At 64.3% G+C, this 21560-nt stretch carries 19 protein-coding genes; 13 read left to right on the plus strand and 6 right to left on the minus strand.

All coding sequences use genetic code 11. From position 1 onward, the window contains the following. Position 1 precedes the first annotated feature (1 nt). Complete coding sequence (locus LB523_RS26720; protein WP_224608659.1) at positions 2–340, minus strand: hypothetical protein; 339 nt, start codon at positions 338–340, stop codon at positions 2–4. On the opposite strand from LB523_RS26720, the gene LB523_RS26725 reads away from it, so the two are divergent. The 3 genes from LB523_RS26725 (at position 331) to LB523_RS26735 (ending at position 2224) form a co-directional block, all read left to right on the plus strand. Next, positions 331–771, plus strand: a complete 441-nt coding sequence (locus LB523_RS26725) for a hypothetical protein (protein WP_095765859.1) — start codon at positions 331–333, stop codon at positions 769–771. The genes LB523_RS26720 and LB523_RS26725 overlap by 10 nt on opposite strands. A 130-nt stretch (positions 772–901) precedes the next feature. After that, the gene (locus tag LB523_RS26730; RefSeq protein WP_224608662.1) at positions 902–1384 is read left to right on the plus strand and encodes a hypothetical protein; all 483 of its coding nucleotides are present in this window, start codon (positions 902–904) and stop codon (positions 1382–1384) included. 93 nt (positions 1385–1477) lie between these two features. Next, a complete protein-coding gene (locus LB523_RS26735) occupies positions 1478–2224 on the plus strand; it encodes a pseudouridine synthase (RefSeq protein ID WP_095766180.1) in 747 nt (248 codons plus the stop codon). Positions 2225–2486: 262 nt separating this feature from the next. Here LB523_RS26735 and LB523_RS26740 read toward each other — a convergent pair whose 3' ends face one another. Next, positions 2487–3068, minus strand: coding sequence for a histidine phosphatase family protein (locus LB523_RS26740; RefSeq protein ID WP_224608667.1), 582 nt, complete (start codon positions 3066–3068; stop codon positions 2487–2489). Between the two features lie 132 nt (positions 3069–3200). Continuing rightward, a complete protein-coding gene (locus tag LB523_RS26745) occupies positions 3201–4535 on the minus strand; it encodes a dicarboxylate/amino acid:cation symporter (protein ID WP_140844031.1) in 1335 nt (444 codons plus the stop codon). Positions 4536–4772: 237 nt separating this feature from the next. Between LB523_RS26745 and LB523_RS26750 the strand changes: the two genes are divergently transcribed. From LB523_RS26750 to LB523_RS26760, 3 genes are all read left to right on the plus strand, one after another. Beyond that, positions 4773–6638, plus strand: a complete 1866-nt coding sequence (locus tag LB523_RS26750) for a sensor histidine kinase (RefSeq protein ID WP_224608670.1) — start codon at positions 4773–4775, stop codon at positions 6636–6638. Beyond that, on the plus strand, positions 6635–7990 hold the full coding sequence (locus LB523_RS26755) for a sigma-54-dependent transcriptional regulator (RefSeq protein WP_224608673.1): 1356 nt from the start codon (positions 6635–6637) through the stop codon (positions 7988–7990). Before LB523_RS26750 ends, LB523_RS26755 begins: the two co-directional genes overlap by 4 nt. 215 nt (positions 7991–8205) lie before the next feature. After that, positions 8206–8553 carry a hypothetical protein gene (locus LB523_RS26760; protein WP_224608676.1) on the plus strand — a complete coding sequence of 116 codons (348 nt, stop codon included), beginning with the start codon at positions 8206–8208 and terminating at the stop codon, positions 8551–8553. A 4-nt stretch (positions 8554–8557) separates the two neighbouring features. On the opposite strand, the gene ggt is transcribed toward LB523_RS26760, so the two are convergent. From ggt to LB523_RS26775, 3 genes are all read right to left on the minus strand, one after another. Next, on the minus strand, positions 8558–10294 hold the full coding sequence (gene ggt, locus LB523_RS26765; protein WP_224608679.1) for a gamma-glutamyltransferase: 1737 nt from the start codon (positions 10292–10294) through the stop codon (positions 8558–8560). A 285-nt stretch (positions 10295–10579) separates the two neighbouring features. Beyond that, the gene (gene rhaI, locus LB523_RS26770; protein ID WP_224608683.1) at positions 10580–11914 is read right to left on the minus strand and encodes an L-rhamnose catabolism isomerase; all 1335 of its coding nucleotides are present in this window, start codon (positions 11912–11914) and stop codon (positions 10580–10582) included. Between the two features lie 52 nt (positions 11915–11966). Beyond that, complete coding sequence (locus tag LB523_RS26775) at positions 11967–14069, minus strand: bifunctional rhamnulose-1-phosphate aldolase/short-chain dehydrogenase (protein WP_224608686.1); 2103 nt, start codon at positions 14067–14069, stop codon at positions 11967–11969. Between the two features lie 187 nt (positions 14070–14256). On the opposite strand from LB523_RS26775, the gene LB523_RS26780 reads away from it, so the two are divergent. The 7 genes from LB523_RS26780 (at position 14257) to LB523_RS26810 (ending at position 21476) form a co-directional block, all read left to right on the plus strand. Then, on the plus strand, positions 14257–15066 hold the full coding sequence (locus tag LB523_RS26780; RefSeq protein ID WP_224608688.1) for a DeoR/GlpR family DNA-binding transcription regulator: 810 nt from the start codon (positions 14257–14259) through the stop codon (positions 15064–15066). 54 nt (positions 15067–15120) lie between these two features. Next, on the plus strand, positions 15121–16116 hold the full coding sequence (gene rhaS / locus LB523_RS26785) for a rhamnose ABC transporter substrate-binding protein (protein WP_224608691.1): 996 nt from the start codon (positions 15121–15123) through the stop codon (positions 16114–16116). Positions 16117–16299: 183 nt separating this feature from the next. Beyond that, the gene (locus LB523_RS26790; protein WP_224608694.1) at positions 16300–17841 is read left to right on the plus strand and encodes a sugar ABC transporter ATP-binding protein; all 1542 of its coding nucleotides are present in this window, start codon (positions 16300–16302) and stop codon (positions 17839–17841) included. Then, a complete protein-coding gene (locus LB523_RS26795; RefSeq protein ID WP_224608697.1) occupies positions 17838–18815 on the plus strand; it encodes an ABC transporter permease in 978 nt (325 codons plus the stop codon). Before LB523_RS26790 ends, LB523_RS26795 begins: the two co-directional genes overlap by 4 nt. Beyond that, a complete protein-coding gene (locus LB523_RS26800) occupies positions 18812–19813 on the plus strand; it encodes an ABC transporter permease (RefSeq protein WP_224608700.1) in 1002 nt (333 codons plus the stop codon). Before LB523_RS26795 ends, LB523_RS26800 begins: the two co-directional genes overlap by 4 nt. Beyond that, positions 19813–20127 (plus strand): L-rhamnose mutarotase, encoded by a 315-nt coding sequence (gene rhaM, locus LB523_RS26805; RefSeq protein ID WP_224608704.1) that lies wholly within the window; start codon positions 19813–19815, stop codon positions 20125–20127. Before LB523_RS26800 ends, rhaM begins: the two co-directional genes overlap by 1 nt. Continuing rightward, positions 20124–21476, plus strand: coding sequence for an FGGY-family carbohydrate kinase (locus LB523_RS26810; RefSeq protein ID WP_224608709.1), 1353 nt, complete (start codon positions 20124–20126; stop codon positions 21474–21476). Before rhaM ends, LB523_RS26810 begins: the two co-directional genes overlap by 4 nt. The last annotated feature ends 84 nt before the right edge of the window (positions 21477–21560 follow it).

Raw genomic sequence — 21560 nt, forward strand, 5'->3', positions numbered from 1 at the left:
GTCAGACCTTGCAGGCCATCGAGAACTTGCGCCTTTTATGGCAGGGCTGCAATGAATTCAACGATACGCTTTCTCTTGCCGTCGTCGCCAGCGTGAGGCCAGCGGCAAGATCGGCCGCCAGCCGGATGTCCGTATTGCCAAGGCGCACGCAGCCGCCGGGATCCGACAGCGGAAAAGCGATCTCAAGCCAACGCTGATATGCGAGCGTGATCAGCAGTCGGGCACTTCCGTGCGGAAAAAGATTGCGCGCACACCGCGGATCGAGGATTTGGTTTTCTTGGTGATCCCTGTTGCTTGGGGCAAACTGCTGGCGGGCTGTCAGGAGGAGAAATGAGAGCACGCGCGGCGACGGTCGGAGACCTGGAAGATGTTTTCCGCGGTCTGTCCAAGCGAATGTCGGACGAATATGTGGCGGCCGGCAAGGACAGCAAAAGCGCGTATGACAATTTGATGATGAACCTGAAGGAAGGCCGGGCCCATGCGCTCGTGCAGGACGACAGGACGGTGGCGATCATCGCCTGGCATGAGCACGCGGACGCCGCCGACACGCTCTTTGCCGCGCGGGAGGATTTCTTCAACGCCACGACGGTCCGCTTCTGCAAGCGCCACATCCGCCATGTCCAGGCGCTGGCCGGCAACCTTCCCGTCCATTCGCGCAGTTGGCTGAACAGGCCCGACGTCGCGAAATGGTTCCGCGTGATCGGCTACGTCGACCGAGGGCGCGAGAACGGCGCCACCTTGTTCGAGCTGCCGTCGGCCGCCAATAGCTGACGAAAGCGAGGGCGATCCGTTACGGCGCCCCGAAAACGGGCGCTTGCGCGAAAATCCGATTGGAAAGATTGTACGCTCAGGCACCGGGCAACCCGGCACGCCGGATGGGGTTTGGCTGCTGGAAATCGGGATGTTGCGCGTCTGCCTGGCTTTTGTCGCCATCGCTGCCCTGACGAGACCGTCAGGGGCGGAACCGCGCGCGTCCCATCTTTTCGACCGGTCCGACCTCGCGGCAGCCTATTCGGGCCAATCCGATCTTATCACCGCATACACGACCGGCATGGCGCGTTACCGGCTTCAATATTCGGGCGCCGCGGCCCAAGCCGGTTTAGCCGCGCCGCTCGAGCCTCGGCTGCTGCGGCCCGAATTCCAGCAGCGGACATGGCGTTCCTCGGATGGCAGCCTGCTGCAGGGCTTTGCCGGCAAGGGCGGTTTCCGGCTGACCACAGGCAACTGCGTGGCCCGCATTTGCATGGCCATCGAATGCAGCGACGCCGGCTGGCCGCTCTATGCCTGCAGCGACGGGCGCAAGCGCAAGATGTCGGTCAACAACTTCGTGACGGCAACATTCGACGGCGTCTCCTATCGGCGGCTGAGCGCGCCGCAGGAGTGAAATTGGCGATCTGAACCGGGTAACACATCCGCTTGCGCCCATCTCGCCAGGCGTGGCATCAGTTGCGCGTTTTTGAGACGTTCGAAGACAGAGATAGTGGCACGCCAACCCGACAGACGATCCATCGTCGCCAAAGTCAGTCTCGCCCGAGCGCTCTCCAAGCTTGGCTTCTGCTCGCGCACGCAGGCCGAGCGTCTCGTCGTCGAGGGCCGCGTGCAGGTCAACGGAAAGACAGTGCGCGATGCCTTGCTGCGCATCGATCCCGACCGCGACCGCATCACCGTCGACGGCGAGCGCGTCATTGCCGAGCGCAAGGTCTATCTGATGCTCAACAAACCGCGCGGGCTGGTCACCACCCGCGACGACCCGGAGGGCCGCGGAACCGTCTATGACTGCCTGGGAGGGCTTGACCTGCCGTTCGTGTCGCCCGTGGGCCGCCTCGACAAGGCGAGCGAAGGGCTGCTTTTGCTGAGCAACGACACGCGCTGGGCGAACGGCCTGCTCGACCCCGTCTCGCATGTCGCCAAGACCTATCACGTGCAGATCGCGGCCGCGCCCGACAAAGAAATGCTGGAGCGTTTTCGTCAGGGCGCCGTCGTCGACGGCGAGTTGCTCACCGCAAGCTCGATCGCGCTGTTGCGCAGCGGCGGGCGGACAGCCTGGCTGGAGATCGTGCTTGACGAGGGACGCAACCGGCACATCCGCAGGCTGCTCGCCGCTTTCGACATCGAGGTGCTGAGGCTGGTCAGGGTGGCGATCGGGCGGCTGCAGCTTGGCGAACTGGCCAAGGGCAAGGCGCGGCATCTGACGGCCGAGGAGCTGGCGATGGTCAGAGTCTAGCCGAAACGCCTCAGCTTCGTCATCCACGGGCGGAGCGGGAGCGAAGCGGACGCGCAGACCCGAGGATCCATTCCGTGACCTGGCGCAAAGGGTAAAGGCGGTGCAAGACAGGGGTCGCTCTGCACCGCGGCAACGCTCATTGGTAACGGAATGATTCTAGGGTCTGCGCCGCGTCGCTTCGCTCCTTGCTCCGCCCTAGAATGACGAGGCTGAAGGGTTTCGCCTAATCTCCAGAGACTCCTGAGCTGCTATCGAGCTGCGGCTACTTCTGGTTCCACCTCCGGATGACCGGCTCCGTCAGGTCGTGCTCGTAGCCGAGAACGCTTAGGCTGGCGGTGTCGAGGACAAAATACTCGCCGCCTTCCGGCGGCAGGCCGACCCAGCGCGCCGCGAGCACACGCAGGAAATGCGAGCTGGAGAAGATGAGCACATTGCCGGCAACCGCGCGCAGCCCGGCGATGATGGCGTCCGCGCGGGCACCGACATCGGCCGCCGTCTCGCCGCCCGGACAGCCGTCGCGAAACAATTGCCAGCCGGGTCGCTTGGACAGGATCTCCTTGGTCGTCACGCCTTCATAAGCGCCGTAGTCCCATTCCTGCAGGTCGGATTTCTTGACCGCGCGCTCGCCGAAGCCAGCGAGCCGGCAGGTGTCGAAAGCGCGTTGCGAGGGGCTCGACCAGACCGCCTGGAACGTCGGGCCCTTGAGCCGATAGGCGACGCCGCGCGCGGCCTCTTCGCCTTTCGCCGTCAGCGGGATATCGGTGCGCCCGGTGTGCCTGCCCGATGCGCTCCACTCCGTCTCGCCATGGCGAACGACATAGATCTCGGGAAACGCACTGCTCATCGACCGCCCTTGAATGCAACGGGAATGCACCGGCAGGAGTGCCGCGCCGCGCCACCCTATGCGGCAGCCGACAAAAAGAACAGGCCGCGGCGATCGCCGCGGCCTGTTCGGCATCGGGAGGATGCTGGTTGGCTAGGCAGGCTGCAGGCCGCCCGAGAGCGCAAGGTCTGCCTCCTCCGGCAACTGGCCGGCCATGGCGGCGGCGAATTGCTTCTGGTCGAGCTCGCCTTCCCAGCGGGCCACGACGATGGTCGCGACCGCGTTGCCGACAAAGTTGGTGAGCGCGCGGCATTCCGACATGAAGCGGTCGACGCCGAGGATCAACGCCATGCCGGCGACCGGCACCGAGGGCACGACCGAGAGCGTGGCGGCCAGCGTGATGAAGCCGGCGCCGGTGATGCCGGCCGCGCCCTTCGAGCTCAGCATCGCGACGAGCAAAAGCAGGATCTGGTCGCCGAAGGTGAGTGGCGTGTCGGTCGCCTGGGCGATGAACAGCGCGGCAAGCGTCATATAGATATTGGTGCCGTCAAGGTTGAAGGAATAGCCTGTCGGGATGACAAGACCGACCACCGAGCGGTTGCAGCCGGCGCGCTCCATCTTGGCCATCAGGCCGGGAAGTGCCGCTTCCGACGACGAGGTGCCGAGCACCAGGAGCAGCTCTTCCTTGATGTAGCGGATCAGCGCCAGGATGGAAAAGCCGTTGTACCATGCGACGGCACCCAGCACTACGAGCACGAAGAGCAGCGACGTCAGATAGAAGGTGCCGATCAGGAAGGCGAGGTTGGCGATCGCGCCTATGCCGTATTTGCCCACGGTGAAGGCCATGGCGCCGAAGGCGCCGATGGGAGCGGCCTTCATCAAGATGGCGACGAGGCGGAAGACCGGCGCGGTCAACGCCTGGAGGAAATCGACGACCGGGCGGCCGCGTTCGCCGACCAGCGCCAGGGCGATGCCGAACAGCACCGAGAAGAACAGCACCTGCAGGATGTCGCCCTGCGCAAAGGCGCCGGTGATGGTGTCGGGGATGATGTTCATCAGGAAGCCGACAATGGTCGTGTCATGCGCCTTCTCGGTGAAGGTCGAGACCTTCGAGGCGTCGAGCGTGGCCGGATTGATGTGCATGCCGGCGCCGGGTTGGACGACGTTGGAGACGACGAGGCCGACGACGAGCGCCAGAGTCGAGAAGACGAGGAAATAGATCATCGCCTTGCCGGCAACGCGGCCGACCTTGTGCAGGTCGGAAACACCGGCAATGCCGGTCGCCACGGTGAGGAAGATCACCGGTGCGATCACCATCTTGACCAGCTTGATGAAGGCATCGCCAAGCGGTTTCAGCGAGGCGCCCAAGTCGGGATAGAAATGGCCAAGCAGGATGCCGGCGGCGATCGCCACCAGGACCTGCACATAGAGATGCCGGTAAAAGGGAACCTTGCCGCGGGGTTCGGCGGCAGCGATTGCTGTCTGCATGATATCCTCCATTCGGCCCCCGATCGAAACGCTCGACCTCCCAGGGGGCTGTTGACCTCCACAGCCTCGCGGCTGCTGCGGAAGCATCTGCAACGCGCGTGCCAGATGGTGCCGGGTGTCTCTCTTTGTTGATTTTGTTTGATTTTTCGATTCTGTGACAGCGCCTTTAGAGAAGGCTAGTGCGGTTATCCGCATAGATCGATTTGCGCTTTGTGCGAAATCATGCACAGATGCGGCATGCTGCAACGCCCTGCCGCTGTTCTTGCTGCCACGCCCGAACTGCTTGCCGGGCGGGCGCGTCGCGCCTGGCTGCTGTTCGCGGCGGTGGCGCTGCTGATCGTGCTCGCGGCGCTTTACGGCGCCGGCCTCTACGGCCGTTCGACCGAGATCGGGGCCTTGGCCACGCAGGGACGCACCGACGCCAACCTCAAGGTCGCGCTGTTGCGCGCTGTATTGGAAAATCCGCGCGCGCTGCCGCTGCTTCTGTCGGAGGACCAGCAGGTGCATGACGCGCTGACGCAACGCAGCCCTGCCGCGATCGACGTGCTCAACCGCAAGCTCGAAGGGCTGGTGTCGGGCACCAAGGCCTCGGTGCTCTACGTCACCGGCCCGGACGGCCTGGCGATCGCTTCCAGCAATTGGCGCGAACCGGTGAGCTTCGTCGGCAATGACTATGGTTTTCGGGCCTATTTCTCGGGCGCTATGGAAACCGGCACGGCTGAGTATTTCGCGCTCGGCAACGTCAGCAAGCGCCCAGGCCTCTACATCTCGCGCCGCGTCGGGAGCGCGGCGACGCCGCTCGGCGTCGTCGTGGTCAAGATGGAGTTCGACCAGCTCGAGGCCGACTGGCACGAGGCCAACCGCCCGGCCTATGTCAGCGACGAGCATGGCGTGGTGCTGATCACCAGTGTGCCCTCCTGGCGCTTCCTGACGACAGAGCCGCTCAGCCGGCCGATGCTCGCCGGTATCCGCGCCAGCCAGCAATTTGGCGATGCGCCACTGGTGCCCCTGCCGATCACAAAACCGCAACCGCTGAGCTCCGACGTCGCGCTGGTCCATGCCATCACGCCCGGGGGCAGCGACGCCGAGTATCTGCGGCTGTCGACCGCGGTGCCATCGACGCCGTGGCGGCTCGACTATCTCGTTCCGGCCGAAGCGCCGATCGCGGCGGCGCAGCGCGAGATGCGGCTGCTGACACTGGGCGTTCTTGTCCCGCTCCTCGCATTAGCCGCCTATCTGTTGTGGCGCAGGCAGTCCGCCCAGATGCGGATCGCCGCCGAGCAGGCCGCGCGGGCCGAGCTCGAGCGCCGCGTCGTCGAGCGCACGCAGGACCTCACCCTGGCGCGCGACCGGCTGCAGGCCGAGATCGCCGACCATCGCAGCACGGAGGCGAAGCTGCAGGTGATGCAGCAGGAGCTGGTCCAGGCCAACCGGCTTGCCACGCTTGGCCAGGTCGCTGCCGGCGTCGCGCATGAAATCAACCAGCCGGTGGCGACGATCCGCGCCTATGCCGACAATGCGCGAGTCTTCCTGGAGCGCAAGCAGAGCGCCTCGGCTGAAGAGAACCTTGGCGCCATCGCCGCGCTGACCGAGCGCATCGGCTCGATCACAGAAGAGCTGAAAGCCTTTGCCCGCAAGGGCCGCACCGCCGCCGAACCGGTTGAGCTGCGCAGCGTGATCGAAGGCGCCGTGGTGCTGCTCAGGAGCCGCTTCGCCGGCCGGCTGGACGCGCTGGCGATCACGCTGCCGCCGCCGGCGCTGAAGGTGATGGGCAACCGGTTGCGGCTGGAGCAGGTGCTGATCAACCTGTTCCAGAACGCGCTGGAGGCGCTCGATGGCCGTGATGGCGCGCGGGTCGAAGTCTCCGCCACCGAAACCGCCGAAGACGTGGCGCTGGTCGTGTCCGACAACGGGCCGGGCATCCCGCCCGCGATCCTGAAATCCCTGTTCACGCCCTTCAACACCTCGAAGGAAAGGGGCCTCGGGCTCGGCCTCGTTATCTCCAAGGACATCGTCGCCGACTATGGCGGACGCATCGAGGTTTCGAGCAGCGGCCAAGGCACACGCTTCACCATCCATTTGTCGAAAGCCGGCGCGGCATGACCAGGCACGACCCAGCACCGGTGATCCTGATCGACGACGACAGCGATCTGCTCAAGGCGACAAGACAGACGCTGGAGCTTGCCGGCTTTGCGGTGTCGGCCTACTCGGTGGCGAAGAAAGCGCTGGCAGCGCTCGACAGGAATTTCGCCGGCGTGGTGGTGTCGGATATCCGCATGCCGGAGATCGACGGGCTGCAGCTTTTCGACCGCGTGCTGCGGCTCGACCCCGATGTCCCTGTCATCCTGGTCACCGGTCACGGCGACATCGCCATGGCCGTCAAGGCGATCAAGGACGGCGCCTACGACTTCATCACCAAGCCTTTTGCCGCCGACCGGCTGGCGCAGAGCGTTGCGCGCGCGGCGGAAAAACGCCGGCTGGTGATGGAGAACCGCGCCCTGCGCGAGGCGGCCGAGCAGGCGCAGGAGGGATTGCCGCTGATCGGCCAGACGCCAGCCATGGAGCGGCTGCGCCGGACGCTGCGGCAGATCGCCGACACCGATGTCGATGTTCTGGTGACCGGCGAGACCGGCTCCGGCAAGGAAGTGGTGGCGAGCCTGCTGCACCGCTGGAGCCGCCGCGCCAAGGGAAATTTCGTCGCGCTCAACTGCGGCACGCTGCCGGAGACGGTCATCGAGAGCGAATTGTTCGGACACGAGGCCGGCGCCTTCACCGGTGCGCAGAAGAAACGCGTCGGCCGCATCGAGCATTCAAGCGGCGGCACGCTGTTTCTCGACGAGATCGAAAGCATGCCGGCCTCGACACAGGTGCAGATGCTGCGCGTCTTGGAAATGCGCGAGGTGACGCCGCTCGGTACCAATGAGGTGCGGCCGGTCGACCTGAGGGTGGTCGCGGCAGCCAAGGTCGATCTCGGCGATGCCAACCAGCGCGGCGCTTTCCGCGAGGATCTCTATTACCGGCTCAATGTGGTCACGCTGTCGATCCCGCCGCTGCGCGAGCGAAGGGACGACGTGCCATTGTTGTTCGGATACTTCGCCGAGCGGGCGGCGGCCCGCTTCAGGCGCGGCGTGCCGGCAATCTCCGCCTCGGTCCGGCGCCATCTCAGCGACCATGACTGGCCGGGCAATGTGCGCGAGCTCGCTCATTTCGCCGAACGTTTCGTGCTCGGGCTCGAGGACGTTGCCGGATCGCCTTCCCCGGCGGCAACGGAACGCGACACCTCCGTGTCCTTGCCTGAACGGCTTGATCGCTACGAGGCCGAGATCATCCGCGAGACACTTGGCCGCAATGATGGCGACGTCCGGCGCACCATCGAGGCGCTCGGCATCCCGCGCAAGACCTTCTACGACAAGCTGCAACGGCACGGCATCGTGCGCAGTGATTTTTCCAAGTAGATCAGGGCCAGAGATGGAGCTGATACCGCCGGAAAACCCCTTCGCACCTTTCGGCATCATGCTGTGTGGGAACCGCAACGCCGCTGCGCCGTTGAAACCGACCGGGAAACCGTGGCACGTCGGCATCAGCCGGGCGGCGAATGCATCGCCGTGGCGGTTTTGCCGGGTTGCGCTCGGCAGGCGTTGATGGTTTGTTGCCGCCCAGCGGAGAACGAATGATGCGCGAATCCCTCGGCCAAGACGAATATGGCTCGACCAGTCCCTTCGACCCTGACGACCTGCCCAATCTCAATGCGATGGGGCCGGCTATGGGTGGCGGCAATGATTTCGAGAAATACGCGGTCGCCGTCATCATCGTCTTCGGCGCGCTGATCATCGGCGGCCTGATGGCCGCCTCCATGTCCTTCGGCCACCGCAACGGCTTCCTGTTCGCGCTTGGCGGCGCCACGGCGGCCTGGATTTCCGGCAATGCGCTGCTGCTCGACCGGCCGCGCATCTATGCCCTCTTCGTCGCCATCGCCGCCGTGATGCTGATCGCCTCGACCATCACGCTGGTGACCTGATCAATTAATATCCCAAAGCCTCACCGGCGGCAGCGCGGCTGTCGATGGCGCCGTTGTAGCGCGCGCCGCCGCCTTTCTCGATCTGTGCCAGGCTCTTGCCACCGACCAGGATGCCAGCCGCCTGCCCCCAGGTTTGGTCGCTGAGATCGAGGTGGTAGCCCATGCCGGCAAGCAGCTTCTCTGTGTCCGGCGACAGCCCGAATGGCTCGACATAGACCGTGTCCGGCAGCCATTGATGATGGATACGCGGAGCGTCGATCGCCTGCTGGATGTCCATGCCGTGGTCGATGACGTTGATGATCGCCTCCAGCGTGATGGTGATGATGCGCGAGCCGCCCGGGCTGCCGATGACCATGAACGGCTTGCCGTCCTTCGTGACGATCGTCGGGCTCATAGAGGACAAGGGCGTCTTCTTCGGCTGAATGGCGTTCGCTTCGCCCTGCACCAGGCCATAGAGGTTCGGCACGCCCGGCTTCTGGGTGAAATCGTCCATCTCGTTGTTGAGCAGGATGCCGGTGCCGTCGGCGACGACGCCGGCGCCGAAGGAGCCGTTCAGCGTGTAGGTGACGGCCACCGCGTTGCCGTCCTTGTCGATGATCGAGTAATGCGTGGTTTCCTTCGACTCGCCGAAGCCCTTCGGCATCAGCTCTTTCGACACGCCGGCACGGAACGGATCGATCTTGTCGCGAATGTCTTTCGCATAGGCCTTGTCGACCAGCTTCGAGACCGGATTGTCGACGAAATCAGGGTCGCCGAGCGCCGAGTTGCGGTCGACATAGGCGTGGCGCATGGCTTCCACCATGACGTGAACCGTCTCGGCCGAGCCGGCGCCGAGATAAGAGAGCGGATAGCCTTCCAGCACGTTGAGGATCTCGCAGATGATGACGCCGCCCGAGCTCGGCGGCGGCGAGGAAATGATCTCGTAGCCGCGATAGGAACAGGTCACCGGCTTCAGCTCGCGCACGGCATATTGCTCGAAATCGGGCTTGGCGAGGATGCCGCCTTTCGCGCCACTCGCCTTGACGATTTCATCGGCAATCGGCCCTTTGTAGAAGGCGTCCGGGCCTTTTTCCGAGATCGCCGAAAGGGAGGTGGCAAGGTCCGGCTGAACGAGCTTCTCGCCTATGCCGTAAGGCTTGCCGTCTTTTTTGAGGAAGATGGCGGCGGCAGCCGGGTCCTTCGCCAGCCGGTCGGCGCCGCCGGCGAACGAAGCCGCGTCGCCCTGGTTGAGCACGAAGCCGTCCTTGGCGTATGCAATCGCCGGCGCCATCAATTCCTGTCGCGGCAGCGTGCCGTATTTCTCGCGCGCCATCTCGAAGCCGGCGACCGAGCCGGGCACCCCGACCGCGAGATAGCCGTCGAGGCTGGCGCCTTTGATCGGCTTGCCGTCCTTGTCGAGATACATGGTTTTGGTCGCCGCGAGCGGCGCGCGCTCCCGGAAATCGAGAAAGGTCGTGCGACCGTCCTTCATGCGCACGGTCATGAAACCGCCGCCGCCGATATTACCGGCGTTGGGATAGACCACGGCAAGCGCATAGCCGACGGCGACCGCGGCATCGACCGCGTTGCCGCCCTTCCTCAGCACGTCGACACCGACTTCGGTTGCAAGATGCTGGGCAGTCACCACCATGCCGTGCTCGCCTTTGGCGGGAGTTGGCGAAGCGGCGAAGACGGTGGTCGGCGTGAAGGCAAAGGTGAGCGAAAGGCTGACGGCGATCAGCGTCCGGCGGGTCAAGGGCATGGCGGTGCTCCTGGCGTTGGGGGACGCCTAGGAAAGACCCGCGGAACTGGTGAGTCCAGCCAATTGTGACGGCTGGCGATCCTTCACACCCCCCTCTGGCCTGCCGGCCATCTCCCCCGCAAGGGGGGAGATCGGATGTGGCCATCGCGTTCGCCAATCACCAACGTTGAAGGAACAGCGCCGTCGGCGGAACTGCTGATCTTCCCCCTTGCGGGGGAGATGTCCGGCAGGACAGAGGGGGGTGCTCAAGCGCTGCCGTCGCCCGTCGGATCGACAAGAAGCTGACTACACAATCCCGCCGCCGCCACCCGGGACTGCCGGCCGCTCTGCCGCGACCTTCGCCCGGTAACCGGCCTCGCGATAGGCTGCGACTGGATCGATGGCGCCGCCGGTTCTCAGACGCGCCATCGCGAGGATCGGCTCGACATCGGTACGGTAGGCGGCTTTCAAGGTCTGCGTCGCCAGCAGCGCGTCATTGGCCTCCTGGAAGCCCTCAAGCGCCTCGCGGTCGACCAGCAGCGCCTGCGCATAGGCGCGCTGCACCTCGACCGCCGACAGCATCAGACTCTCGATCGGATCGGTGACGTTGTGGCTCTGGTCGAGCATATGCGCGGGATCGAAGCCCTTGGCACCGGTGAGCTCGGCATCCACCAGCTCGTTGAAGACAAGGAACAGCCGGTAAGGGTCGATCGAGCCGGCGTCGAGATCGTCGTCGCCATATTTGGAATCGTTGAAGTGGAAGCCGCCGAGCTTCCCGAACTGGATCAGCCGCGACACGATCATCTCGATGTTGACGTTGGGCGCATGATGGCCGAGATCGACCAGGCAGAAGGCCTTGTCGCCGAGCTCCTTGGCGATGATGTAGTTGGTGCCCCAGTCCTGCACGACGGTCGAATAGAAGGCCGGCTCATACATTTTGTGCTCGGTGAACAGTCTCCAGTCGTCCGGCAGGCCGGCATAGATCTCGCGCATGGCGTCGAGATAGCGCTCGAAAGCCTTCGCGAAATTGACCTGGCCGGGGAAGTTGGAGCCGTCGCCGATCCACACTGTCAGCGCTTTCGATCCAAGCGTCTTGCCGATCTCGATGCATTCAAGATTGTGCTCGACCGCTTGGCGGCGCGTGCCGGCATCGGCATGCGACAGCGAGCCGAACTTGTAGGAGAGCTTCTGGTCCTTGGCATCGGAGAAGGTGTTGGAATTCATGGCATCGAAGCCGAGGCCGAAGCGGGACGCCGCCTGCTTCAACCGGTTCGGATCGGCCTTGTCCCACGGGATGTGCAGCGAGACGGTGGGCGTTGCCTGCGTCAGCTGGCTGATAACGGCGCAGTCCTCGATCTTGTCGAAGATATCGCGCGGCTCGCCGGCGCCGGGAAAGCGGGCAAAGCGCGTGCCGCCGGTGCCGACGCCCCAGGACGGGATCGCGACGCCGAATTTCTCGACCTTGTCGCGGATGGCGTCGATGGCGATACCGCGCCGGTCGAGGCGCTCGCCGAGGGAAGCGTAGTCGCGCTCGAGATCGGCCTGGCGCGTGGCGTTGCTTTTTTCGACGACGTCAGTCGAGATGATCGTTTCGGACACTGCACTTCCTCCCAGTATTCGTCGGCTAGCGCTGCCCCTCATCCGCCCTTCGGGCACCTTCTCCCCCTAGAACGGGGAGAAGGGAAGCGCGTGCCTAACGCGTAAAGCTCTGCGCGTTGCCGGCGTCGACGTTGACGATGTTCCCCGTGGACTTGGCGGACATGTCGGAGGCGAAGAAGTAGATCGCCTCGGCGATGTCCTCCGGGAAGACCGACCGCTTCAGCATCGAGCGCGAGCGGTAATGCTCCTCGAGGTCGTCGGTCGACATCTTGTAGGCGGCGGCACGCTGTTCCTTCCATTCGCCGGTCCAGATCTTGGAGCCGCGCAGCACGGCGTCCGGATTGACGACATTGACCCTGATCTGCGCCTCCGCCCCTTCCAGCGCGAGGCAGCGGGCCAGATGGATCTCGGCAGCCTTGGCCGTGCAATAGGCGGACGCGTTCGGCGAGGCGGCGAGCCCGTTCTTGGAGGCGACGAAAACCACATTGCCGCCGATCCTCTGGGCGCGGAACAACCGGAAGGCCTCGCGCGAAACGAGGAAATAGCCGGTGGACAGGATGTCCATGTTCTTGTTCCACAAGGCCAGCGTCGTTTCTTCGATCGGTGCCGAGGAGGCGAGACCTGCGTTGGACACAAGGATGTCGATGCCGCCGAATTCGACCGACGTTTCGGCAAAGCCCGAGGCGACCTGATCTTCCGACGTCACATCGATCCGCACCGGACGGACGAAGTCCTTGCCGTAGGCTTTCGAAAGTTCGTCATTGGCGCTGGCCAACGCGGCCTCGTCGATGTCGGCCAGCATCACGCAGGCGCCTTCGCGCAGCAGCCGGGTGGCGGTGGCGCGGCCGATGCCGCCGGCGCCGCCGGTGACCAAGGCGATCTGCCCGGCAAGCGCCTTCGGTTTCGGCAGTCGCTGGAGCTTGGCCTCCTCGAGCTGCCAGTATTCGATGTCGAAGGCTTCCTGGGCAGGCAGGCCGACATAGGACGAGACGGTCGAGGCGCCGCGCATGACATTGATGGCGTTGACATAGAACTCGCCGGAAATGCGCGCCGTCGCCTTGTCGCCGGCAAAGGTGAACATGCCGACGCCCGGCATCAGATAGACCACGGCATTGGGATCCCGGATGGCGGGCGAGTCCGGATGCTTGCAGCTGTCATAGTAGGCCTGATAGCCGACGCGGTATTCGGCGATGTCGTCGGCCAGGCGCGCGATGACGGCATCGACATCCGGCTTTGCGGGATCGAACTCGATCACCAGCGGCCGGATCTTGGTGCGCAGGAAGTGATCGGGGCATGAGGTGCCGAGCGCCGCCAGCGGCCGCAAGTCCTTCGAATTGACGAATTCGAGCACGGCGGGCTGGTCGTCGAAATGGCCGAGCTTATGGCTCTTTTCGGAGATAAGGCCGCGGATCCGCGGCATCAGCTTGGCCGCGATGGCGCGGCGCGCGGAAGCGTCGAGCGGCTGGACCGCCTCGCCGCCGAAGATCGCCTTGCCCTCGGATTTGCGCTCGAACCAGTCGATCGCCTGGTTGATCACCGAGATCGTCGTTTCGTAGCATTCCTTCGGCGTGTCGCCCCAGGTGAACAGGCCGTGGCTTTCCAGCACGACGCCCTTGGCGTCCGGGTTTTCGAGGCAGAATTTCTCCAACCACAGGCCGAGTTCGAAGCCTGGCCGCTTCCACGGCAGCCAGCCGATGGCGTCGCCAAAAATCTCCTTGGTGATCGCCTTGGAATCCTTGGCGGCGGCGACCGCGATGATGGCGTCAGGATGCATGTGGTCGACGCAAGCCTTAGGCACGAAGGCATGCAGCGGCGTGTCGATCGAGGCCGCGCGCGGATTGAGGTTGAAGGTGCAGTGGGGCAGATAGGCCACCATCTCGTCCTCATGCTCGACGCCGCGATAAAGGCCTTTCAGCGCGCGCAGCTTTTGCATGTAGAGGGTGGCAAAACCGTCAAGCTTGATCGAGGCGCTGTCGCCGCCCGAGCCCTTGACCCACAGCACCTCGACCTCCTCACCGGTGAGCGGGTCCTTCTGCCAGACCTTGGACGAGGTGTTGCCGCCGCCATAGTTGGTGACGCGCTTGTCGGATCCCAGCGTGTTCGAGCGATAGACCAAGAGCTCAGGACCGCTCATCCCTTCGGCCTTTGCATCGTCCCAAAGATTGGCGAGGCGCGAGCCGGAGCGCTTGTCGAGCATAGGTATCCTCCCTTGGAGCGCGATGCCGCGCCCTCATTTCTCGACCGGGAATGTCTACGCAAGCGCCGCGCTTGTCAATCACAAACGATCAATATCGATCATATTGCACTGCACAATGAAAATATATGATCGGAAATGATTGACACTGCGCGTTTTCTAAGGCCTGATGCTTGGGCAGGGAGGAACCATGCACGAGAAAGAGCGCCACAGGATCATTCTGTCCGCCGTCCAGGAAAAGCCTGTGGTGACGGTGCAGGAGATGGTCGAGCTGACGGACTCTTCCGAAGCGACGATCCGGCGCGACATCGCGGCGCTGCATGTGCAGAAGCGCCTGCGCCGGGTGCGCGGCGGCGCCGAGGCGATCTCGCCGCCGCAGTTCATCGGCCTTGCCGGGCGGCCCTTCTCGGTCAACGAAACACTGAACGCCGCGCAGAAGCGGGCGATCGCCCGCGAAGCCGTGAACCTTTGCGCGGACGGCGAGCCGATCATCATCAATGGCGGCACCACCACCTTCCAGATGGTGCATTTCCTGACCGGACGCCGCATGCCGATCTTCACCAACTCCTTCCCGATCGCCGAGCATCTGCTCAAGCACTCGAAGAACACGGTGATGCTGTCGGGCGGCACGATCTACCGCGAGCAGAACATCATCCTGTCGCCCTTCGACAATGACGTGACGCGCAACTTCTATGCGCGGCGCATGTTCATGGGGGCGCAAGGTTTGGGGCCGCTCGGGCTGATGGAAGGCGATCCGCTGCTGATCCAGGCGGAGCAGAAGCTGATCGATCAGGCCGACGAACTGGTGGTGCTGGTCGATTCCTCGAAATTCCGCATGCGCTCGAGCCTTATCCTGTGCGGGCTGTCGCGCATCGCAACCGTGATCACCGACGACGGTATCGAGGACCGCGAGGCCAAGATGCTGGAAACGGCGGGCGTGGCGCTGATCGTCGCCCCCGGACAGTCAAGCGACAAGGAGGAATCTTCACTGCAGGCCTGAGGAAACTCGCGCCCGCAGCGGCGATGGAATGCAACGCTCAAGGGAGGATATTCGATGAGCTTTTTGAAGAAACTGCTGGTTACGGCGGCCTTTTCCGCCGCCATGTTCGTGAATGCCGCCTACGCCGAGAACGTCAAGATCGCGCTGGTGGTGAAGTCGCTCGGCAACGGCTTCTTCGACGCCGCCAACAAGGGCGCCGAGGAAGCGGCCAAGGAACTGGGCGATGTCGATGTCATCTATACCGGTCCGACCAAGGCTACCGCCGAAGCCCAGATCGAGGTGATCAATTCGCTGATCGCGCAGAAGGTCAATGCGATCGCCGTTTCAGCCAATGATGCCGACGCGCTGGTGCCGGTGCTAAAGAAGGCGATGGACCGCGGCATCACCGTGATCTCGTGGGACTCCGGCGTCGCCAAGGAAGGCCGTCAGCTCCACCTCAACCCGTCCGACACCAACCTGATCGGCGAGACCATCATCAAGCTCGCCGCCGACTACCTGCCGGAAGGCGGCGACGTCGCGATCCTCTCGGCCTCCTCGACCGCGACCAACCAGAACGCCTGGATCGAAGCGGCCAAGAAGGTGCTGCCGGAGAAGTTCCCGAAGATCAAGCTGGTCGCCACCGTCTATGGCGATGACGACTCGGCCAAGAGCACGGATGAAGCCAAAGGCCTCTTGAAGTCCTACCCGAACCTCAAGGCGATCATCGCGCCGACCACGGTGGGCGTCGTCGCCGCCGCGCAGGTCGTCACTGACGAGAACCTGATCGGCAAGGTCAACGTCACCGGCCTCGCGCTGCCGTCGGAGTTCAAGAAGTTCATCGACAACGGCGCTTCGCAGGCTGTCGCTCTCTGGAACCCGATCGACCTCGGCTACTCGGCGATCTACCTTGCCCATGACCTGGCGGTGAAGAAGGAAGAAGCCAAGCCCGGCGCCACGCTGTCGATCGGCCGCGTCGGCAAGGTGACGCTCGACGACACCAACTCGGCCGCCATGGCTCCGCCTTTCCAGTTCGACAAGAGCAACATCGAGAAGTTCTCCAAGATCTATTGATCTCGGACTGATGGCGCTGCCCCCTCATCCGGCCGCTCGCGGCCACCTTCTCCTCGGTGGGGAGAAGAGCCAGGAGCCAAGCTCGCAAACCTCCTCTCCCCTCGGGGAGAGGTCGACCGAGCGAAGCGGAGGTCGGGTGAGGGGAAGTCTACACGCAATAGATTGACTGGGCTTGATACGACTATGGACACGACGGCCCATGACGGCACGGTAAAGGAGCGGCTCCCCGCCTCCGCTCCTCGCCTGACGCTCTCAGGCATCTCGAAAAGTTTCCCGGGCGTGCGCGCCCTGCACAATGTCAGCCTGTCGCTCTATCCCGGCCAGGTGACGGCGCTGATCGGCGAGAACGGCGCCGGCAAGTCGACGCTGGTCAAGATCATGACCGGCATCTACCAGCCCGATTCAGGCGAGATCAGCATCGACAGCCAGGCCACGACGCTGCCCAGCGCGCATGCCGCCTTCGGCCACGGCATCACCGCCATCCACCAGGAGACAGTGCTGTTCGACGATCTTTCGGTTGCCGAAAACATTTTTCTCGGCCATGCGCCGCGCACCCGCTTCGGCACCATCGATTGGCGCACCATGCGCAAGAACGCCCGCGAGGTATTGGAGACGATGCGCGCCGGCCACATCGATGCCGACACGCGGCTGAAGGACCTCGGCATCGCCAACAAGCACTTGGTTGCGGTTGCCCGCGCGATGTCGATCGATGCGCGCATCGTCATCATGGATGAGCCGACCGCGGCACTTTCGATGAAGGAGATCGAGGAGCTTTTCCTCCTGATCGAATTCCTGAAGAGCGAAGGCAAGGCGGTGCTCTTCATCAGCCACAAGTTCGACGAGATCTACCGCATAGCCGACCGCTACACCGTCTTCCGCGACGGCGAGATGGTGGGCGAAGGCCTGCTGAAGGATACCGGCCAGAACGAGATCGTGCGCATGATGGTCGGCCGCAACGTCGACCACATCTTCCCGCAGCGCGAGCCGACGATCGGCGCGCCGGTGCTCTCCGTCTCCGGCCTGTCGCACCCGACAGAGTTCGACGACATCGGCTTCGAATTGCGCAAGGGCGAGATCCTCGGCTTCTACGGGCTGGTCGGCGCCGGGCGCAGCGAGGTGATGCAGGCGATCGCCGGCATCACCCGCACCAGCCGGGGCGCGATTTCGCTGGACGGCAAGACGATCGCACCGAAATCGGCGGCGGACTCGATCGAGGCCGGCATCGTCTATGTGCCGGAAGAGCGCGGCAAGCAGGGCGTGGTGATCGGCCTGCCCATCTTCCAGAACGTGTCGCTGCCGTCGCTGAAGCGCACCTCGAAATCCGGCGTGCTGAGGCTGGCGGAAGAGTTTTCGCTCGCGCGCTCCTACACCGAGCGGCTCGACCTGCGCGCCTCATCGCTGAGCCAGGATGTCGGCACGCTTTCCGGCGGCAACCAGCAGAAAGTCGTTATCGCCAAATGGCTGGCCACAGCGCCCAAGGTGATCATCCTCGACGAGCCGACCAAGGGCATCGACATCGGCTCCAAGGCCGCCGTGCACGGCTTCATGGCCGAACTGGTCGCGCAAGGCCTGTCGGTGATCATGGTCTCGTCGGAACTGCCCGAAATCCTCGGCATGTCCGACCGCGTCGTGGTCATGCGCGAGGGCCGCATCGCGGCCACCTATGACAACAAAGGGCTGGACGCCGAGACGCTCGTTCGAACGGCGGCGGGGATCGCGGCATGAAGAGCTTTCTCAAATACCGCGAGATCTGGCTGCTTGCCGGCATCGTCGTGCTGATCGGCCTGATCTCGACGCGCTTCCCTGGCTTCGCCGACCCCGCCAATCTGCGTCAGGTCTTCAACGACACCTCGATCCTGATGATCCTGGCTCTGGGTCAGATGGTGGTGATCCTGACGCGCTCGATCGACCTGTCGATGGCGTCCAACCTCTGCTTCACCGGCATGGTGGTGGCGATGCTCAACGCCGCGCATCCGGCGATCCCGATCCCGGTGCTGATCGTGATCGCTCTCGCCGTTGGCCTGGTGCTTGGCGCCATCAACGGTTTCCTGGTGTGGCGGCTGAACATCCCGTCGATCGTGGTGACGCTGGGCACGCTGACGATCTATCGAGGCGCCACCTTCGTCGTCTCGGGCGGCGCCTGGGTCAATGCCGACCAGATGAGCTCGGACTTCATCAATTTCCAGCGCGCCGCCTTCGTCGGCCTGCCGGTGCTGTCCTGGATCGCGATCATCGTGATCGCGCTGTTCTTCCTGGTCATGACGCGTACGCAGATCGGCCGCTCGATCCACGCCATCGGCGTCAACCCGACCGCGTCGGTCTATGCCGGCATCGATGTCGGCCGCACCAAATTCATCGTGTTCTGCATTTCCGGCATGATCGGCGGGCTCGCCGGCTATCTGTGGATCTCGCGCTACGTCATCGCCTCGGTCGAGGTCGCGAACGGCTATGAGCTCAACATCATCGCCGCCTGCGTGATCGGCGGCATCTCGATCGCCGGCGGCATCGGCTCGGTCGGCGGCGCGGTGCTGGGCGCGCTGTTCCTCGGCATCATCTCCAACGCGCTGCCGGTCATCAACATCTCGCCCTTCTGGCAGATGGCGATATCGGGCAGCGCCATCATCCTGGCCGTCGTGCTCAACGCGCGCGGCGAACGGCGGCAAGGCCGCATCATCCTGAGAAAGGCGGAAGCGGCATGACCGAGACCCCTGCCCCGCGCCGTATCCCAGATCGGCTCGACAAGCCGATGTCGTCAGCGATCTTCTCCTGGGAGGCGCTGCTTATCATCATCGCGATCCTTATCTTCACGGTGAACAGCTTTGCTTCGCCCTATTTTCTCGATCCATGGTCGCTGTCGGACCTGACCTTCAACTTCACCGAAAAGGGCCTGATCGCTTTAGCCATGGCGCTGCTGATCATCTCGGGCGAGATCGACCTGTCGGTCGCGGCGATCGTAGCTTTAGCCTCGACGATGATGGGCATGGCCCTGCAGGCCGGCGCCGGAACACCGGTGCTGGTGGCAATCGGCGTCCTCGTGGGACTCGGCTGCGGTGTCTTCAACGGGCTGCTGGTCACGCGGCTCGGCCTACCGTCCATCGTCGTCACCATCGGCACGATGAGCCTGTTCCGCGGCATCGCCTTCATCATCCTCGGCGACCAGGCCTACAAGGGCTATCCGGAGAGCTTCGCCTTCTTCGGCCAGGGCTATGTCTGGTGGGTCTTCTCGTTCGAGCTGGCGCTGTTCCTCGCCGCGGCGCTGATCTACTGGTTCGTGCTGCACCGCACGAGCTTCGGCCGCCGCGTCTTCGCCATCGGCAACAACCCGGTCGCCTGCCAGTTTTCCGGCGTGCGCGTCGACCGCATCAAACTCATCCTGTTTTGCCTGACCGGGCTGATGTCGGGCATAGCCTCGGTGTTGATCACCTCGCGGCTTGGCTCGACGCGGCCGTCGATCGCGCAGGGCTATGAGCTTGAGGCGATCACCATGGTGGTGCTTGGGGGTGTGTCGATCCTCGGCGGCGCCGGCAGCATCCTGGGCGTCGTGCTCGCCGCCTTCATCATGGGGCTGGTGACGTTCGGCCTCGGACTGCTCAACGTGCCCGGCATCGTCATGTCGATCTTCATCGGCCTGTTGCTGATCATCGTCATCGCGCTGCCGATCGTCTGGCGGCGGCTGCGCGAGGGGCGCTTCGCCTGATGGAGAAGTACGCCTTCAAGATGAAGCTCAATCCCGGCATGGAGGCCGAGTACAAGCGCCGCCATGACGAGATCTGGCCCGAGTTGGTCGCGCTGCTGAGAGAGGCCGGCGTCTCCGATTATTCGATCTATCTCGACGAGGAGACCAACATCCTGTTCGGGGTGCTGTGGCGCCGCGATGACCACGGCATGGCCGATCTTCCGAAGCACCCGGTGATGCAGCGCTGGTGGGCGTATATGGCCGATGTCATGGAGACCAAACCCGACAACGAGCCGGTGGCGGCGCCGCTGGAAACCGTGTTCCATATGGCATGATCGTCGCCGTCATCGATATCGGCAAGACCAACGCCAAGGTGGCGCTGGTCGATCTCGCGACACTGAGCGAGATTGCGCTGCGCCGCTTCGCCAACGCGCCGGTGCGGCAGGCGCCCTATCCGCATCACGATGTCGAGGCGCTGTGGACGTTCATCCTGAACAGCCTCGCCGATCTCAACCGCGAACGGCGGATCGATGCAATCTCGATCACCACCCATGGCGCGACCGGCGCGCTGGTCGACCGCTCAGGCGAACTGGTGCTGCCTGTGCTCGACTACGAATTCGACGGTCCCGACCAGCTTGCGGCCGACTATGACGCCGTGCGCCCGCCTTTCGGCGAAACCGGCACGCCGCGGTTGCCCATCGGCCTCAATCTCGGCGCGCAGTTCTTCTGGCAGCAGAAGCGTTTCCCGGCGGAATTCACCAAGGCCACCGCGATGCTGATGTATCCGCAATACTGGGCGCTGCGGCTGACCGGCGTCGCCGCCAATGAGGTGAGCTCGCTCGGCTGTCACACCGATCTCTGGAATCCCTGGACGTCCGATTACTCGTCGCTGGTCGACCGGATGGACTGGCGCCGGCTGATGGCGCCGGTGCGACCGGCAAAGGATCGGCTTGGCCCGATCCTGCCGGAGCTGGCGCGGCGGACAGGGCTCGACCCGCAGACGCCCGTGTTCTGCGGGCTGCACGATTCCAACGCCTCGCTGCTGCCGCACCTTTTGTCCGAGGCACCGCCCTTCTCCGTCGTCTCGACCGGCACATGGGTGGTGTCGATGGCGGTGGGCGGCAGGAAGGTGGAGCTCGACCCGGCGCGCGACACGCTGGTCAATGTCAACGCGCTCGGCGATCCGGTGCCGTCGGGGCGCTTCATGGGCGGACGCGAGTTCTCGCTGCTGACCGAGGGCCAAAGCCAGGAGTGGAGCGAAGACGATGTTGCCGCCGTTCTGGCGCGGCGGGTGCTGCTCCTGCCTGCCACTCAGCAGGGTTCGGGACCGTTTCCGCATCGCGGCGCACAGTGGGTCAATGCCGAGGACTTGAGCGCCGGCCAGCGCTTCGCCGCCATCTCGTTCTATCTGGCGCTGATGACCGCGACCTGCCTGGAATTGATCGGCGGCGACGGAGCGACGACTGTCGAGGGACCCTTCGCCCGGAACCTGCTTTTCATCAGAATGCTGGCGGCAGCTACCGAGCGACCGGTCATTGCGTCAGAGACCTCGACCGGGACCAGCATCGGCGCGGCCTTGTTAGCCTCAGATCGCGTCATCGCGATGAGCAAGGGTGAGCGCACAGAACCACCGACCGATCAGTCCTGGGGCGGATATGCTCGGGCTTGGCGCCGCTCTACTTGACAGGTTGGCGCCGCCCCTCATTGCCCTGCCGGGCATTTCTCCCCGTATAGTGACGGGGAGAAAGAGGCCGTCACCGGCGATTTC

It is taken from the genome of Mesorhizobium sp. ESP-6-4 (assembly GCF_020164735.1).
In the GTDB taxonomy this organism is placed as follows: domain Bacteria; phylum Pseudomonadota; class Alphaproteobacteria; order Rhizobiales; family Rhizobiaceae; genus Mesorhizobium.

Excerpts from the sequence above, each read along its gene's own strand:
- LB523_RS26725 (WP_095765859.1), top strand. The coding sequence starts at position 331 with ATGAGAGCACGCGCGGCGACGGTCGGAGACCTGGAAGATGTTTTCCGC.
- LB523_RS26730 (WP_224608662.1), top strand. The coding sequence starts at position 902 with ATGTTGCGCGTCTGCCTGGCTTTTGTCGCCATCGCTGCCCTGACGAGA.
- LB523_RS26740 (WP_224608667.1), bottom strand. The coding sequence starts at position 3,068 with ATGAGCAGTGCGTTTCCCGAGATCTATGTCGTTCGCCATGGCGAGACG.
- LB523_RS26745 (WP_140844031.1), bottom strand. The coding sequence starts at position 4,535 with ATGCAGACAGCAATCGCTGCCGCCGAACCCCGCGGCAAGGTTCCCTTT.
- LB523_RS26750 (WP_224608670.1), top strand. The coding sequence starts at position 4,773 with ATGCTGCAACGCCCTGCCGCTGTTCTTGCTGCCACGCCCGAACTGCTT.
- LB523_RS26755 (WP_224608673.1), top strand. The coding sequence starts at position 6,635 with ATGACCAGGCACGACCCAGCACCGGTGATCCTGATCGACGACGACAGC.
- LB523_RS26760 (WP_224608676.1), top strand. The coding sequence starts at position 8,206 with ATGATGCGCGAATCCCTCGGCCAAGACGAATATGGCTCGACCAGTCCC.
- ggt (WP_224608679.1), bottom strand. The coding sequence starts at position 10,294 with ATGCCCTTGACCCGCCGGACGCTGATCGCCGTCAGCCTTTCGCTCACC.
- rhaI (WP_224608683.1), bottom strand. The coding sequence starts at position 11,914 with ATGAGGGGCAGCGCTAGCCGACGAATACTGGGAGGAAGTGCAGTGTCC.
- LB523_RS26775 (WP_224608686.1), bottom strand. The coding sequence starts at position 14,069 with ATGCTCGACAAGCGCTCCGGCTCGCGCCTCGCCAATCTTTGGGACGAT.
- LB523_RS26780 (WP_224608688.1), top strand. The coding sequence starts at position 14,257 with ATGCACGAGAAAGAGCGCCACAGGATCATTCTGTCCGCCGTCCAGGAA.
- rhaS (WP_224608691.1), top strand. The coding sequence starts at position 15,121 with ATGAGCTTTTTGAAGAAACTGCTGGTTACGGCGGCCTTTTCCGCCGCC.
- LB523_RS26790 (WP_224608694.1), top strand. The coding sequence starts at position 16,300 with ATGGACACGACGGCCCATGACGGCACGGTAAAGGAGCGGCTCCCCGCC.
- LB523_RS26795 (WP_224608697.1), top strand. The coding sequence starts at position 17,838 with ATGAAGAGCTTTCTCAAATACCGCGAGATCTGGCTGCTTGCCGGCATC.
- LB523_RS26800 (WP_224608700.1), top strand. The coding sequence starts at position 18,812 with ATGACCGAGACCCCTGCCCCGCGCCGTATCCCAGATCGGCTCGACAAG.
- rhaM (WP_224608704.1), top strand. The coding sequence starts at position 19,813 with ATGGAGAAGTACGCCTTCAAGATGAAGCTCAATCCCGGCATGGAGGCC.
- LB523_RS26810 (WP_224608709.1), top strand. The coding sequence starts at position 20,124 with ATGATCGTCGCCGTCATCGATATCGGCAAGACCAACGCCAAGGTGGCG.